This window comes from Sphingobacterium spiritivorum (assembly GCF_016725325.1).
GTDB lineage: Bacteria > Bacteroidota > Bacteroidia > Sphingobacteriales > Sphingobacteriaceae > Sphingobacterium.
Window position 1 is genome coordinate 1708622 of the sequence record NZ_CP068083.1, and the last position, 16031, is coordinate 1724652.

The following is a 16031-nucleotide window of genomic DNA, read 5'->3' on the forward strand; positions in this document are numbered from 1 at the left end:
TATCTTATTTTGAAATCGTAAAAACTATGCAGGTAGAGGCTGGAGAACTATTGCAAAAAATAAATTTTCCTTCAGATCTTAAGAAATTAAAGGAAGAAGATTTATTGCAGGTATGTAAAGAGCTTAGACAATATATAATTGATATTGTCTCCGTTAACGGAGGGCATTTTGCAGCAAGTTTAGGGGTAGTAGAATTAACCGTTGCCCTTCATTACGTGTTAAATACACCTTATGATCAATTGATCTGGGATGTAGGTCATCAGGCCTATGGTCACAAGATACTGACGGGGAGAAGGGACGTCTTTGATACAAACCGGATATTAAATGGTATTTCGGGTTTTCCAAACAGAAATGAAAGTGAGTATGATACTTTTGGTGTAGGTCACTCATCTACCTCTATATCGGCAGCTCTTGGGATGGCTGTAGCTTCTCATTATAAAGGAGAAGATGACAGACAACATGTAGCTGTAATAGGAGATGGAGCCCTGACTGCCGGATTGGCGTTTGAAGCTTTGAATCATGCCGGTATAGAAAAATCCAATCTGCTGGTTATTCTAAATGATAATTGCATGTCAATCGATCCGAATGTTGGAGCGATGAAGGAATATCTGACCAGTATAACAACGTCTAAGCGTTACAACAGATTCAGAGATGATCTGGCTGCTGTGCTTTCTAAAATATCAGAAGTAGGACCGGATGCGCTTGGAATAGCCAAAAAGCTTGAACGAGGAATCAAAGGTTCACTGCTAAAGAATGCAAATCTTTTCGAATCTTTAAATTTCAGATATTTCGGGCCTGTAGATGGACATGATGTCAAGAAACTAGCCAAAACGCTGGAAGATCTTAAACATATTCCAGGACCGAAGCTCCTGCATTGCGTTACAGTAAAAGGTAAAGGATATGCTTTAGCCGAGAAAGATCAGACACTGTGGCATGCACCGGGTCTTTTCGACAAAATCACAGGAGAGATTAAAAAATCTGTTTCTGACAAACCTGTTGCACCTAAGTATCAGGATGTATTCGGACATACCTTAGTGGAACTGGCTGAGAATAATAAGAAGATAATGGGAATTACTCCCGCTATGCCGTCAGGATCTTCTATGAATATTATGATGAAAGCTATGCCTACCCGTGCCTTTGACGTGGGAATAGCTGAACAGCATGCTGTTACATTCAGTGCTGGACTGGCTACACAGGGATTACTTCCTTTTTGTAATATCTACTCTTCCTTTATGCAACGGGCTTATGATCAGGTTATTCATGATGTAGCCTTACAAAATCTGAATGTGGTATTCTGTCTGGACCGAGCAGGTGTTGCCGGGGCAGATGGTCCTACACATCACGGCGCATACGATCTTGCCTATATGCGTTGTATACCAAATATGACTGTGTCTGCTCCTATGAATGAGGAAGAACTTCGTAATCTGATGTATACTGCGCAATTGGAGAATAAAGGACCATTTGTGATCCGTTATCCACGCGGAGCAGGGGTAATGCCGGATTGGAAAAGACCATTTAAAGAAATAGAAATAGGAAAAGGCCGTAAAGTATCGGACGGAGAAGAGGTTGCTATATTAAGCATTGGCAGTATAGGTAATGAAGCTGTAAAAGCAATTCGTGTATTAAATGAAGAGGGTATTTATCCGGCACATTACGATTTGCGATTTGTCAAACCTTTGGATAAAGAATTGTTACATGAAGTCTTCCGTAAGTATAAAAAAGTGATCACCGTAGAAGATGGTTGTTTACAGGGAGGAATGGGTTCGGCAGTACTCGAATTTATGGTCGATAATGGTTACCAATCTCATGTTGTTCGTCTTGGTATTCCGGATGAAATTGTAGAGCATGGAGAGCAAAAAGAGCTTTGGAATTTGTGTCATTATGATGCAGAGGCTATTGCTGAGCAATGCAGAAAATTATCCACTATCCGTAAAACAGATTCTCTAGTTGGATAGATAACCTGTACGATAATAAAATTTAAAAAAGGAGTTGATATTTTCAACTCCTTTTTTATGCTTTATCCTTATAAAACTATCTGAAAATTATCCCCTATTTTAAAACATAGTTTTCCACATTGATTTTTTTAATTCAATAAAAGTTACTAAATTGGGAGTATCGAGCCCATCATAAGAGCTGATGTTGAAAACTAAAATTTTGCCTGTGAATTTTAGTAAAAAATCTCTAAAAAATGACTTAAGTTATTGTTTATCAATACGTTGTGTATTTTTTTACTTTTTAATTTTTTAGCTGAATTTTTTTTGCCATCTTCGTTTTAAGAGAAAGTTATAAACAATTTTTTGGTCAGATATTGTAAATCAAGTTATTAACAATTTTAGAATGGAAAAAACGTACACAAGTGTTTGGAATAGTTGTCTTCAGATTATCAAAGACAATATACCTGCGCAAAGTTTCAAGACTTGGTTTGAACCGGTGAAAGCGGTGAAACTTGATGAGAACGTTTTAACTATTCAGGTGCCGAGCTTATTTTTTTACGAGTGGCTTGAGGAACATTATGTAGGTATCTTACGTAAAACGGTCAAAAAATTTTTGGGAGAACAGGGAAGGTTGGAATATAATATTGTGGTGGAGAAATCTTCAACCAATATACCATATACAACCAATATTCCGTCAAATGGAAACGGTGCAGAAGGGAAGCGTCAATCGATCCCGGTTCCGGTCAATTTGAATAAGAATATTAAGAATCCTTTTGTTATTCCGGGATTAAAGAAGTTACAGGTAGATCCGCAGTTGAATCAGCATTATACTTTTGATAATTTTATCGAAGGTGAATGTAACAGACTGGCAAGATCTGCAGGATTTGCGGTAGCAAATAAGCCCGGAGGAACCTCTTTTAACCCTTTGATGTTATACGGAGATGTAGGGTTAGGTAAAACCCATTTATCCCAGGCCATTGGAAATGAGATCAAGCGTAATCTGCCGGATAAGTTGGTTATCTATGTATCCTGTGAAAAATTCTGTCAACAGTTTGTAGATTCATTAAAGAACAATACAATCAATGACTTTGTGAATTTTTATCAGGCAATGGATGTCATCATCATGGATGATGTACACAATTTTGCCGGTAAGGAAAAAACCCAGGACATTTTCTTCCACATCTTTAATCATCTTCATCAGTCAGGTAAACAGATTATTCTGACCTCTGATAAGGCTCCTAAAGATCTGGCAGGACTGGAAGAACGATTATTAAGTCGTTTTAAATGGGGTTTATCTGCGGATATACAGGTTCCTGATCTGGAGACAAGGATGGCTATCCTGAAGAAAAAAATGTATTCTGACGGTATTGAATTGCCGGAGAATGTTGTAGAGTATGTGGCGCATCAGATTGATAACAGTGTCCGTGAATTAGAAGGTGCTATGGTTTCATTATTGGCGCAATCTACCCTTAACAAAAAGGAGATTGACCTGAACCTGGCTAAATCTATGCTGAAAAACTTTGTGAAGAATACCAGTAAGGAAATTTCAATGGAATACATACAGAAATTGGTATGTGAGTACTTTGAAGTTCCGGTAGAAATGGTAAAATCAAAAGTTAGGAAACGTGAAATCGTACAGGCACGTCAGATCTCTATGTATCTTGCAAAGAATCATACTAAATCTTCTTTGAAGTCTATCGGTAACTTCTTTGGTGGACGGGATCACTCTACAGTGATATATGCCTGCCAGACAGTAGAAGATCTGATAGAAACAGACAAGAAGTTTAAAACGTATGTACAGGATATCCTGAAAAAGTTAAAAGCATCTTAACAATCAAAATTTTGAACGTAAAAAGGGAAGCAATTATTTGCTTCCCTTTTTTATTATCTCGTTATTACGGTAAGCAGCTTGTTAAGCAAATTTAAATGCCGTTTTCTTTTTATATAAGCATTGTAGACTAACCTGCAAAATTAGCATTCTATACTTTAGGGCATAAGCTCTAAAAAGAAAGGAGCCTTGTTTTTCAACAAGACCCCTTAATTGCTAATTTATGAAACCTATTATTGCTTTGCTAATTATTGTACCGGCTGAGCAGGTTGCTCAGTAGGTTGTTCAGTTGGCTGAGTTTGTTCTACTGGTTGTGCTGGCTCAGTAGTTGAAGGCTCAGTAGCAGGTACTTCTGCCGGAGCTGACTCAGGAATCGTTACAGGAGCTCTTTCTGCTACAATTTTTTCAAAAAGTGGTTTTTGCTCATCTGTCAACACTTCAATGATTTTTGCATCTGTCTGTGCCTGAAGTTTTGTGATTTGCTCAGCTTTAGCTTCTTTAGATGCTGTATTATCTGCTAATAATGCTTGTTCTGCTTTTGCATATTCTAATGTTGCATTATATACAGTTGGTTGTTGTTCTTCGGTTAATGTTAATTGTTGTGTCAATACAGTAACCACTTGTTTTGCATTATCTTCTGGTGACTGGGGTTGTTGCGCTTGCGCAAATGTTAATCCTAATGCTAAGAAAAATCCGATACCTGTTAAAATTAATTTTTTCATCTTGTTAAAATTTATACGTTTAAAACTCAATTATTAAATTCTTTACATTAATAACTGCTTTTTGACAGGGCTTAGTATATAATTGTATCAGGTTTGTTACTTTTTAACATTACTTAACATTTTGATTATTTGTAAGCATTTGATAATCAATAATTTAAATTGTAATTATTGTGTTACAATAAATGGATGAATTTAAGGTCAATCTGAGCCTGATTAATACTGTTTTGAGATGAAAGGCTGGTAAAAGCTTTATTTTATCTCAAAATGAGGTAAAAATGCTATATATAATGAAGGTGGGGTGATAGGTTTAAAGGATATATATCTTCTTATCGTAAGATAGTAGTTTAGCAGAGGATGGAAGTATTATACCTACATATAAAAAGATATTATATGTATATCAGATTCCTAAATGATCCGAAATACTTCTTTCTATGTTTGCGTAATCTGCTGTATCAAATGCTATCTGAATAGGAATGTAGTAAAACGGGAAATGATGCAGACGTGTTCCATACAAACGCTGGAAATCTTTTTCTGTAGTCAGAATAAGTTTATTTGATCCGGTAATAGCTTTATACATTTCTTCTATCTTACTGATATCTGTCTCTGAAAAAGCATGATGGTCGGAATAGGACATATGAATCAATCTGTTTACATTGGGTTGTAAATGATTGATCAGCGGATTTGGATTTGCTATACCTGTTATAAGTAGAACATCTGTTTCTTTTAAATTGGTATAGCAGCCTGAACCATTCTTATCCATCCATTTATCATATTTGATTTTACTGAAATATATGGAAGCAGTGGAATTGTGACGGGAAATCTTCTTAATAATTTTCCTTTTATCTTCTTCTGTTGCTTCTTCCGGGGTTTTGGTTACGATAATGATATTGGCTCTGTGGCTTTCCATCATCATATCGCGGAAATTTCCGGTAGGAAGTAAAATAGCGGGTGCCAGAAGAGAAGTATATTCAAAAAGTAGAATGGAATAGGTAGGTTTTAATTTTCTGTGTTGAAATGCATCATCCAGAATAATCAGCTCATGTTGATCTTTTAATTGTTCTACACCATAACAGCGGTCTTCGCAAACAGCTACGGTTATTTCCGGAAACTTGCGTTTGAATTGCAAAGGTTCATCTCCGGCCTCTGCAGATGTAGACTGAGTAGACACAAATCTAAACCCTTTTGTCTTACGGCCGTATCCTCTGCTGAGCGTAGCCAGTTTAATTTTGTCTTTCAAAAGACGGATCAGGAACTCGGTCATCGGGCTTTTACCTGTCCCGCCTATGGCCAGATTTCCTATTACAATGAGGGGAATATCGTAGGTTTTACTTTTTAGCAGCTGATAATCGTACAGACGATTTCTAAGCCATATAATGCTGGTGTAGATAATGGTAATTGGAAATAGAAACCATCTTAACAATAGCATAGCCAAATTACTTTTGATTACGTTGGATCAGGTATCTGCGGTATCGTTGTAGCAAGAATAAAACAATTACTATCGGAAAAATATAGGTTTTGAAGGGATGTTTTTCATCCATTACAAAGAATGAAACAGCACAAATAACAACTAAAAAAAGATAGATATAACTAAAATTCGGATGTATTAAAATCTGGTTAAATTTATTCATAATTATCTCTTTACAATTTTTATTCCCACATCATTGATGTCTTTCAGTGGGTTTTCGCGCATATTTTGTTCTATAGCAAAAATGTAAACACCTGTATCAGGAAAACTGTAATTTTCATGTATCAACGCCTGATGTGCATATAAGCTACCCGCACTGCTCCCCGTCCATCTGCCATCTAATTCTGCCAGTTTAAGCTCTCTTCTTTCTCTTTTACTGATACCTTTAGGATTTGTTTCATGTATACGAACAAAGATATTAGAGTATCTGTAATCTCCGTTGTGACGCAGATTAAGGTATACATCATACTTAGCATCTTTGTCCGTAATATGCGCTTTTATTTTTGGAATAACATTATACGGCCAGCTTTTGTCTGTAATGATGATATTCTCATCTACTACAGTATTGGCATCACATCCGGCCAATACCAGTATATTTAAAACAATAAAAGCGTAAAGTAATCTTTTCATCTTGTTAACCCCTATTCAGCAGGCTGAGAACCACTATTATTATTTCTTCCTTTATTACGGTTTCTGTTATTGAATCTCTTTTTTGGTTTTGGAGCATCAGTATTTTGAGGCTCTTTCGCTGATTTGGATTCCGTATTATCTTCCTTTTTCGCTTGTTGAACTTTCGGTTGCTGGGGCTTATTATTCTGTTTATTTACAGGTTTTTTGTCTTCAGCTACTCCTTCTGCTTTCTGTACCGTTTGTTTGTTTTTATTACGGTTTTTGCTTTTGGATTTTTTCTTTCTGCGTTCATCCAGACGTGTCAGACTATCCTGACCTACTACATTTTCATAATCGTAGACAACAGGTTTTTCTACTTCTTCCTGAATGTTAGGATTAACCAGTTCTTCCGGTTTTCTTCCTTCACGATTCATTTCGATGAATTCTTTTACCTTATCTACAGACAGAGGTATCCAGTTTTCCGCTTTCGGATAAGCATACCACATTGTCTTTTTGAAAATATCTGTTTTTTGAAGATATGCGGTACCTATAATTGTTTCGATACGGTCTACATTATTCGGGATATCCTTTAATGCATCCATATAGCTGTCCAGCTCATAGTTGAGACAACACTTCAGTTTGCCACATTGTCCCGCTAATTTAAGCGTATTAAGCGAAAGATTTTGATAGCGCGCAGCTGAAGTAGATACGGTTTTGAAGTCTGTAAGCCACGTGGAACAACAAAGTTCCCGGCCACAGGATCCGATTCCACCCAGACGACTTGCTTCCTGACGCATACCGATCTGTCTCATCTCTATACGTATCCTAAAGGATTCCGCCATTTTTTTGATGAGCTCCCGAAAATCTACACGGCCCTCAGCTGTATAGTAGAAGGTTGCTTTGGTCTTGTCTCCCTGATAATCAACATCAGATATCTTCATCGAAAGTCCCAGATCCAAAGCCAGTTTTCTCGCTTTGTGCATGGTTTCCCATTCCAGATCCTTCGCTGCTTCAAATTTCTTTACGTCCGCCTCGTTTGCTTTTCTGTAGATCTTTTTTGTAACAGCGTCTACAGAAACATTATTTTTTTTCAACTGCAGTCTGACCAGTTCACCGGTTAGGGATACATGACCAATATCATAGCCACCTGTAGAAGGTTCTACGACGACCATTTCTCCCATTTCCAGGTAATGATTGTCCGTATTGATAAAAAAATCTTTCCGAGATCCTTTAAAACGCACTTCGACCACATCGAAGGCTTTATAGTTAGATGGCATATCCATATTGGAAAGCCAGTCATATACATCTAATTTATTACATCCGCTGGTCATGCAAGAGCCATTGCTTTGGCAACCTGCCGGGGTAGCACCTGCAACTGCAGTTCCGCTTCCACAACCTCCACCGGATGAGCAACTGCCACATCCCATATTTTTTCTTTATATATATTGAGTCCCTTTTGGGAACGTTTGATACTTAAACAATAAAACTAATTGCAAAGATAAATCTAAAAATAATATTTTAGGATTTGCATTGCGTTCTACACAATAATGTGTTTTTTCAAATAAAGATACAGCTTCTTCGATCTGATTGACCGTAAAAAGTGGTGCAAATTTATTTACAAACTCTAATTCTTTCTCCGGAAGGAAGACCAGATCATGAAGTTCTTCCTTGATAAGGATAATCTGCCTCATCATATTTATAGCGTACAAAAGAAAGCTTTTCTGATTCTCTCTTCCGAGTTTTGACAGTTCATCATCACATATACTGATCATATGCAGACCTGCATCACTGACAATAAATCGCAGCCAGCGGATCAGCAAATCCAGATGATTACCGGATTCAGAAAGCAGATTGAGCGCCTGTTGAAGATTTCCGTCTGCAATAAAAGCGATTTCTCCGGCCTGTTCTTTCTGAATTCCACGTTCTTCTACCAGGTAGTTTGTAATTTCCTGATGCGGAAGTTTTTGAATTTTGACAAGTTGGGTCCGGGAAATAATAGTATTTAATATGCGATCCTGATTTTCTGATACCAGGAGAAACAGTGTCTTTTCCGGTGGCTCCTCTATTAATTTGAGGAGAGCATTGCCTTGCGTATCCAGATATTCCGGCAACCACATGATCAGGATTTTGTATTCTGCTTCAAAGGCTTTCAAACTAAGCTTTTTGATAATATCATGCGCTTCTGCTATGTTGATATTGGCTTGTTTGTTATCAGCCTCAAGTTGTCCTCTCCAATATTCAAGACTGAGGTATGGATTTTTCAAAAAAGCTGCCCGCCATTCTTCCATATATGTTACAGAAGTCTCTTCTTTTCCTTTTGCAAAAAAGGGAAAAGAGAAATGAAGGTCGGGATGAATAATTTTGGCATATTTCCGGCAGGAATTACACTGGCCGCAACTGTCGTCAGCAAGTTTAGCTTCACAATTGATAAACTGGGCATAGGCATGTGCTAAAGCCAGGCTTCCTGAACCCTCAGGACCAAGAAACAACTGGGCATGGCTTACCCTGTTCTCCAATACGGTACGTACGAGATGATCTTTAATTTCCTGATGACCAATAATATCTTTAAACTGCATAATTCAACGCCAACATACAAATGTAACAAAATATATTTGCGGATACGGTTTCGCCTGCTGTATGATAAAACAAAATGTAGAAAACTATTCGTCATTAACGACGAGTGAATACAAAGAATATTGATTCTTTTCTGTATTATTGCAAGTATAAATAAGTATATTAGGAAATGAGATTTATAGTATCCACTTCAATTCTATTAAAACAGTTGCAAGCCATCAGTGGCGCTTCAAGTAGCAGTACTGTTCTGCCTATTTTGGAAAATTTCCTGTTTGAAATCAAAGATAATACGCTGACAATTTCTGCGACAGATTTGCAAACAAGTATGGTAACTTCTTTACAGATAGAGTCTAAAGAGGAGGGGCGTGTCGCTATGCCATCTAAGATTTTGATTGAGACTTTAAAGACATTACCAGATCAGCCTGTAGCTTTTTCTGTTGACACAAATACGTTAGCTATCGAGATCAGTGCGGGAGATGGTAAGTATAAGCTGAGTGGTGAAAATGCAGATGATTTTCCTAAGATTCCAACCGTTGACAATACTTCTACAGTAAATATTCCTGCACCTGTTTTGGCTGAGGCTATCAACAAAACAATCTTTGCGGTGAGTAACGATGAGTTGAGACCTGCGATGTCCGGTGTATTAGTACAACTGGCGGAACAATCGACTACTTTTGTTTCTACAGATGCACACAAATTGGTGCGTTACCGCCGTACAGATATTTACACGGATAAACCGGCATCTCTTATTTTGCCTAAAAAAGCACTTTCTTTATTAAAATCGTCTTTACCATCTGACGATGTGAATGTGACAATTGAATATAATAATACCAATGCATTCTTTCAGTTTGGCAATATCTTTCTGATCTGTCGTCTGATTGATGAGCGTTATCCGGATTATGAGGCTGTTATTCCTCAGGTAAACCCTAATAAACTGACCGTAGACCGTTCTTTATTTCTGAATACTTTACGTCGTGTTGTCATTTTCGCAAATAAGACTACTCATCAGGTACGTTTACGTATCTCAGGTAGTGAGCTTAATATTTCTGCGGAGGATCTTGACTTTTCAAATGAAGCACACGAACGTTTGAGCTGCCAGTTTGAAGGAGATGATATGGAGATCGGTTTCAATGCTAAATTTTTGGTTGAGATGTTGAATAACCTGAGCAGCGAAGAAGTAATTATTGAGATGAGTACACCAAACAGAGCCGGTTTATTGATCCCGGCGATCAAAGATGACAATGAAGACATCCTGATGTTGGTAATGCCTGTCATGTTGAATAATGCCGGTTAATTAGAGCGTCTTGGAAGTTATATCATCACTTATTGATTTTATTCTCCATATTGATAAACATCTGGTCGAGATCGTCAATGATTATCAAACATGGACTTATCTGATTCTTTTCATTATTATTTTTGCAGAGACAGGGTTTGTAGTTACTCCTTTTTTACCGGGAGATTCTTTACTGTTTGCAACGGGAGCCATCATTGCCAAACCAGAAACAGATTTAAATATCTGGCTGATGTGGGTACTACTAATGGTCGCCGGAATACTTGGCGATATGGTGAATTATCATATCGGAAAGTATATAGGACCCAAAGCCTTCAGTGGAAAATATCGGTTTCTTAAAAAGGATTATCTGGATAAGACCGAAAAATTCTATGAAAAATACGGTGGGAAGACGATTATATATGCCCGTTTTGTTCCAATAGTAAGAACATTTGCGCCTTTTGTGGCAGGGGTAGGATCTATGTCATACCGCAAGTTCGCTTCCTATAATGTTATCGGAGCGATTGTGTGGGTGTCCAGTTTCTTATTTCTGGGATTTAAGTTTGGAGAGTTAGAATTTGTAAAGAAAAATTTTACATATGTCATTCTTGGCATTATTGTATTCTCTATACTGCCTCCGGTAGTGGAAGTGATAAAAGAAAAATTTAAAAAAAAGGAAGCCTAAAAGCTTCCTTTTTTTGTATCTATACCTATTGCTATGGATCTGATTGTACAGCTTTTTGATTTTATACGACATATAGATCGGCATATGGTGGATATTGTCAATGATTATCAGACATGGACATATCTTATCTTGTTTATCATTATTTTTTCGGAGACGGGTCTTGTTGTGACACCATTCCTTCCCGGAGATTCGGTATTGTTTGCGACAGGCGTTATTTTAGCGAAGCAGGAGAGTCAGTTGTCCGTATGGGTCATGCTGGTGGTGCTGATTACAGCAGCTGTACTTGGGGATTTTGTAAATTATGAGATTGGCAAATATTTTGGTAAGCGATTGTTCAAACCCGGATCTAAGATTTTTAAACCCTCGTACTTGTTGAAAACAGAACAATTTTATGAAAAATATGGGGTTAAAACTATAATATATGCACGTTTTGTACCAATTGTAAGGACATTTGCACCTTTTATTGCAGGGGTTGGTAAGATGCCTTATTCCCGTTTTGGATCCTATAATATAATAGGAGGAATATTGTGGGTGTCTCTTTTTCTGTTGACCGGTTATTTCTTCGGTCAGATTTCCTTTATACAGCATAACTTTTCTCTTGTTATTTTATTTATTATAGCTGTATCGATTATTCCTCCGGTTATAGAGATTGTCAGAAATAAAAGTAAATAAGCAACGTTTATAGATTAAACTTTTGTCTGGCTCCTCAGTCTTCACTATAAAATATGCCTATGAAATATCTGATTGTAGCGATTTTTTCGCTGGTTGCTCATGTTGCACAAGCACAACGTATTACCACAGAAAGAGGTGAAGCAAAAGATGCCTATGTATTACTTAATGATATACGCAGTAATCCTTCTAAATACAAGAAGCAACTGGGAATATCGGATATACAAAATGTAACCAGAAAGGCATTAGTCTGGAACAAACAATTAGCTAAAGTTGCGGAAGAAAGAGCTTATGATATGGCTAAAAGAGCTTATTTTGACCACATTACACCTGATGGTGTGGGCGTGAATGTACAGATCGCTGAAGGAGGATATTCTTTAAACAAAGACTGGTTAAAAAACATTAAAGCAAATAATTTTGAATCTATAGCTGCCAACCATCCTTCTGCAGAAGAAGGAATAAGGGCGCTGATTATCGGGAAAGGATCTCCCGGTTTTATGCATCGTAAGCATTTGCTTGGCATGGATAAATGGAACGGATCCCTCCAGGATATAGGTATTGGATATGTCAGGATCCCTTCGGGAGCGACTTATAAAAGCTATCTCTGTGTTATAATCGCAAAGCATGACTGGTAATAAATGCATTATCTTCTATAAAGCTCACTTTCACCGGTTTATTTTTTACTTTTTATTTTTTACTTTTCATACCTTTGCATATGATAAAATCAATGACCGGGTATGGTATTGGCACTCATGACAATGAAAAGGTTAAGTATAGTGTTGAAATAAAATCCCTCAATTCAAAATTCTTAGAGCTTAATATCCGTCTTCCTAAGGCGGTTTCCGATAAAGAGCTGACCCTTCGCGGAGAGTGTGGTAAGCTTATTGAAAGAGGGAAAGTCAACGTGATGGTAAACGTTGAGTATACCGATCAGACAGCAAAAGCCTCAAATATTAATGCTGCTCTCTTAAAAAAATATTACGAACAACTTCAGGACATCGCTGTAGAACTTGGTGATAAGCAAGCTTCTTTGTTTGCTTTGGCTTTGGATATGCCCGAAGTGGTAACCAATAATGATGACACGGTTGATGAAGAAGAAGGTGGTATATTGATGACCGCTTTTAAGGAAGCCGTTAATCAGTTTAATATATTCCGGGAAAAGGAAGGAGTGGTATTACGGAATGATCTGGAACAGCGTGTACAGTTTATCCTGGACTATCTGACTTCAGTAGAAGCAAAAGAAACTTCCCGCATTCCGTTGATAAGAGAGCGTATCAGCCAGTATATGGACGAAGTCGTCGGCAAAGAGAATATCGATAAGAACAGGTTTGAGCAAGAGCTGATTTATTATATCGATAAACTGGATATCACGGAAGAGAAAGTCCGCTTACGCAGTCATTGTAATTATTTTTTAGAAGCATTGAATGCACCGGATTCTAATGGTAAAAAACTTGGATTTATCTCTCAGGAGATGGGAAGAGAAATCAATACTTTAGGATCAAAAGCGAATAATGCGGAGATACAGCAGATCGTGGTTCGTATGAAAGAGGAGTTAGAGAAAATTAAAGAACAGTTGCTAAACGTTTTATAGCCGCATGAAAGGAAAGTTAATCATTTTTTCTGCACCTTCAGGAGCAGGAAAAACAACAATAGTAAGACACTTATTAAATAAATATCCGGATAAAATAGAGTTTTCGATTTCGGCCAGTACGCGTGAACCGCGTGGAGAGGAAGTGGACGGAAAGGATTATTATTTTATTTCGAAAGAAGAATTTTTGCATAAAATTGCAAAGCAGGAGTTCATTGAGTTTGAAGAAGTTTATTCCGGTACTTTTTACGGTACACTCCGTTCAGAGGTAGAGCGTATCTGGGAAAAAGGAAAGCATGTTATTTTTGATATAGATGTTGTCGGAGGATTGCGGCTGCGATCCAAATTTCCGGATCAGGCACTTTCTATATTTGTAAAACCGCCTTCTCTGGAAGTGTTGAAAGATCGGTTGAGAGGTCGTGGTACTGATAGTGAAGATAAACTGAAAGAGCGCTTTGCAAAAGCGGAACATGAGTTGTCTTTTGCTGATCGGTTTGATGTCATCCTCAAAAATTATGATCTGGATACAGCATGTGCTGAAGCAGAAAAACTATTGTTAGATTTTATCGATCAGGATTAAGTACAGATCGGCGATGAAGAAGGTTGGGCTTTTCTTTGGATCTTTCAATCCGGTACATGTAGGGCATTTGATCATTGCCAATTATATGGCTAATCATACTGCTCTGGATGAAGTATGGTTTGTGGTATCCCCTCAGAATCCCTTTAAAAAGAAAGCATCTTTAGCGGATCCTTATGATCGTCTGGAGATGGTGAATCTGGCTATTGAAGATACGGAAAACTTAAGGTGTAGTAACATTGAGTTTAATCTGCCTGTGCCATCCTATACTATAGATACACTTGTACACTTATCTGAAAAATATCCGGATAAGCAGTTTCACCTTATTATGGGACAGGATAATCTGGAATCTCTTCAGAAATGGAAGAATATAGATATCATTCTGCGGGATTATCACATCTATGTATACCCGAGACCCGGCTACAATTCCGGAGATTTTAAAGATCACCCTTCTATCACCATCACGGATACCCCATTAATGGAATTGTCTTCTACATTTATACGAAAGGCCATTCAGGAAGGGAAAGATATTAAGTTTTTTACACCGGATAAGGTTATAGAATTTATAGACAAAAAGGGTCTTTATTCAAAATAAAAAAAGACATAGCCCATCTATTCAGGTGGGCTTTTTTATTGCCACAGCTGCAGGATTTAGTTTTTCTTTTTTATGGAAAGGACGTTTTTAAAGCATCCTAAAGTTAAATAACCATTATTTAACTTTTAAACTTCAAGGTCATGGCAGAGCTAAGTCTTAAACAACAAAACACCGGAAAAAAGGAAAGGAGAAGTATCAGAGCAAGGGCTATGCCTAAAGTAGATCTGACGGCAATGGTAGATCTGGCATTTTTACTGATTACCTTTTTTATGCTGACCACTTCATTGAATACACCCAATAATCTGGCTGTCGCTATGCCGGATAAGGGACCTATTACCGAACCGGTATTGATTAACGAGGACCGCACCATCAATCTTTTATTAGGAGACCAAAATGAAATTACCTATTATAAAGGTGCTGACCAGCATCCAAAGAGCAAACCTGTAAAGGTGTCATATGGTAAACTGGGACTGAGGGAGCTTTTGATAAATTTGAAAACGGAGATACTACAAAGTACTGGAGGACAAGATATGATTGTGCTGATCAAACCCGGAAATGAATCGGTTACAAAGAATCTGGTAGATGTTCTGGATGAGATTCAGATAGCCGATGTCCGGCGGTTTATGATTACAAAGATGTCTGAAAAAGAAAAGGAAATGCTGTAATAGGCAGGAAACAACCAGTAAAATAAAAGGCTTCCCTTTTCGGAAGCCTTTTATTTTATATTGAGATTATCTTCCCATCCATCCGCCATCTACGGTAAGAATAGTACCGTGTACATAGTCAGATGCCTGAGATGCTAAGAAAATGGCAGGGCCTTTAAAATCTTCCGGCTGCCCCCATCTTCCTGCAGGAATGCGATCTAATATAGATTTTGACCTTTCAGGATCATCACGGAGCGCTTCTGTGTTGTCCGTTGCAATATATCCCGGAGCGAATGCATTCACATTGACTCCTTTTGAAGCCCATTCATTGGAGAACGCTTTTACAAGAGAGCCTATTGCTCCTTTGGATGCTGCATATCCTGGAACATTAATTCCTCCCTGAAATGTCAGGAGAGAAGCTGTAAATATGATTTTCCCGGACCCTCTTGCCACCATTTCTTTTCCGATTTCCCGGGTCAGTATAAATTGTGCATTTTGATTGATTTCGATAATCTCATCCCAGTATTCATCCGGGTGTTCTGCGACTGGTTTTCGCAGAATATTACCAGCATTATTAAAAAGAATATCAATCTGCGGATGTTCTGCTTTGACCTTTTCAATAAAAGCATAAAGGTCTTTTCTGTTGGAAAAGTCTGTCTGATATGCACTGAATTTTCTTCCGATAGCTTTAACGGATTTTTCTACAGCAGAGTCCTGCAGTTCCAGAGATGCAGATACTCCTATAATATCTGCTCCAGCCTCTGCAAGTGCTTCGGCTATGGCTTTTCCGATACCTCTTTTACAGCCTGTTACGATAGCTGTTTTCCCTGTCAGGTCAAACATTTGGGTTATGGACATAGTATATATCTTT

General features: G+C 37.7%; 16 protein-coding genes. 10 read left to right on the top strand and 6 right to left on the bottom strand.

Going from position 1 to position 16031, the window contains the following annotated elements; genetic code table 11:
- Positions 1-26 precede the first annotated feature (26 nt).
- On the top strand, positions 27-1955 hold the full coding sequence (gene dxs, locus I6J02_RS06960) for a 1-deoxy-D-xylulose-5-phosphate synthase (RefSeq protein ID WP_201681032.1): 1929 nt from the start codon (positions 27-29) through the stop codon (positions 1953-1955).
- Positions 1956-2337: 382 nt separating this feature from the next.
- Positions 2338-3765, top strand: coding sequence for a chromosomal replication initiator protein DnaA (gene dnaA, locus I6J02_RS06965; protein ID WP_002998498.1), 1428 nt, complete (start codon positions 2338-2340; stop codon positions 3763-3765).
- Positions 3766-4010: 245 nt separating this feature from the next.
- Here dnaA and I6J02_RS06970 read toward each other — a convergent pair whose 3' ends face one another.
- The 5 genes from I6J02_RS06970 to I6J02_RS06990 all read right to left on the bottom strand — a co-directional run bounded on the left by I6J02_RS06970 (position 4011) and on the right by I6J02_RS06990 (position 9134).
- The gene (locus I6J02_RS06970; RefSeq protein WP_201681033.1) at positions 4011-4484 is read right to left on the bottom strand and encodes a hypothetical protein; all 474 of its coding nucleotides are present in this window, start codon (positions 4482-4484) and stop codon (positions 4011-4013) included.
- A 397-nt stretch (positions 4485-4881) separates the two neighbouring features.
- Complete coding sequence (lpxK, locus tag I6J02_RS06975) at positions 4882-5910, bottom strand: tetraacyldisaccharide 4'-kinase (protein WP_201681034.1); 1029 nt, start codon at positions 5908-5910, stop codon at positions 4882-4884.
- A 204-nt stretch (positions 5911-6114) separates the two neighbouring features.
- Positions 6115-6579 (bottom strand): gliding motility lipoprotein GldH, encoded by a 465-nt coding sequence (locus tag I6J02_RS06980; protein ID WP_201681035.1) that lies wholly within the window; start codon positions 6577-6579, stop codon positions 6115-6117.
- 11 nt (positions 6580-6590) lie between these two features.
- On the bottom strand, positions 6591-7889 hold the full coding sequence (locus tag I6J02_RS06985; protein ID WP_201681671.1) for a stage 0 sporulation family protein: 1299 nt from the start codon (positions 7887-7889) through the stop codon (positions 6591-6593).
- A 105-nt stretch (positions 7890-7994) separates the two neighbouring features.
- Positions 7995-9134: an ATP-binding protein gene (locus tag I6J02_RS06990; RefSeq protein ID WP_201681036.1), complete on the bottom strand. Its 1140-nt coding sequence runs from the start codon at positions 9132-9134 to the stop codon at positions 7995-7997.
- 167 nt (positions 9135-9301) lie between these two features.
- Here I6J02_RS06990 and dnaN point away from each other — a divergent pair, with 167 nt between their 5' ends.
- From dnaN to I6J02_RS07030, 8 genes are all read left to right on the top strand, one after another.
- Positions 9302-10426 (top strand): DNA polymerase III subunit beta, encoded by a 1125-nt coding sequence (gene dnaN / locus I6J02_RS06995; RefSeq protein ID WP_002998480.1) that lies wholly within the window; start codon positions 9302-9304, stop codon positions 10424-10426.
- Positions 10427-10436: 10 nt separating this feature from the next.
- Positions 10437-11087 (top strand): DedA family protein, encoded by a 651-nt coding sequence (locus tag I6J02_RS07000; RefSeq protein WP_002998478.1) that lies wholly within the window; start codon positions 10437-10439, stop codon positions 11085-11087.
- Positions 11088-11120: 33 nt separating this feature from the next.
- Positions 11121-11759 (top strand): DedA family protein, encoded by a 639-nt coding sequence (locus tag I6J02_RS07005; RefSeq protein ID WP_201681037.1) that lies wholly within the window; start codon positions 11121-11123, stop codon positions 11757-11759.
- Between the two features lie 59 nt (positions 11760-11818).
- Positions 11819-12391 (top strand): CAP domain-containing protein, encoded by a 573-nt coding sequence (locus I6J02_RS07010; protein WP_236582340.1) that lies wholly within the window; start codon positions 11819-11821, stop codon positions 12389-12391.
- 80 nt (positions 12392-12471) lie between these two features.
- On the top strand, positions 12472-13347 hold the full coding sequence (locus tag I6J02_RS07015) for a YicC/YloC family endoribonuclease (protein ID WP_201681039.1): 876 nt from the start codon (positions 12472-12474) through the stop codon (positions 13345-13347).
- A 4-nt stretch (positions 13348-13351) separates the two neighbouring features.
- Positions 13352-13924, top strand: a complete 573-nt coding sequence (gmk, locus tag I6J02_RS07020; protein ID WP_201681040.1) for a guanylate kinase — start codon at positions 13352-13354, stop codon at positions 13922-13924.
- A gap of 13 nt (positions 13925-13937) precedes the next feature.
- A complete protein-coding gene (gene nadD, locus I6J02_RS07025; RefSeq protein WP_201681041.1) occupies positions 13938-14516 on the top strand; it encodes a nicotinate (nicotinamide) nucleotide adenylyltransferase in 579 nt (192 codons plus the stop codon).
- A 140-nt stretch (positions 14517-14656) separates the two neighbouring features.
- Positions 14657-15181, top strand: a complete 525-nt coding sequence (locus I6J02_RS07030) for an ExbD/TolR family protein (RefSeq protein WP_201681042.1) — start codon at positions 14657-14659, stop codon at positions 15179-15181.
- A 66-nt stretch (positions 15182-15247) separates the two neighbouring features.
- Here the strand turns inward: I6J02_RS07030 and I6J02_RS07035 are convergent, their stop codons facing one another.
- Complete coding sequence (locus tag I6J02_RS07035) at positions 15248-16018, bottom strand: SDR family oxidoreductase (RefSeq protein ID WP_411028014.1); 771 nt, start codon at positions 16016-16018, stop codon at positions 15248-15250.
- Between the last annotated feature and the right edge of the window lie 13 nt (positions 16019-16031).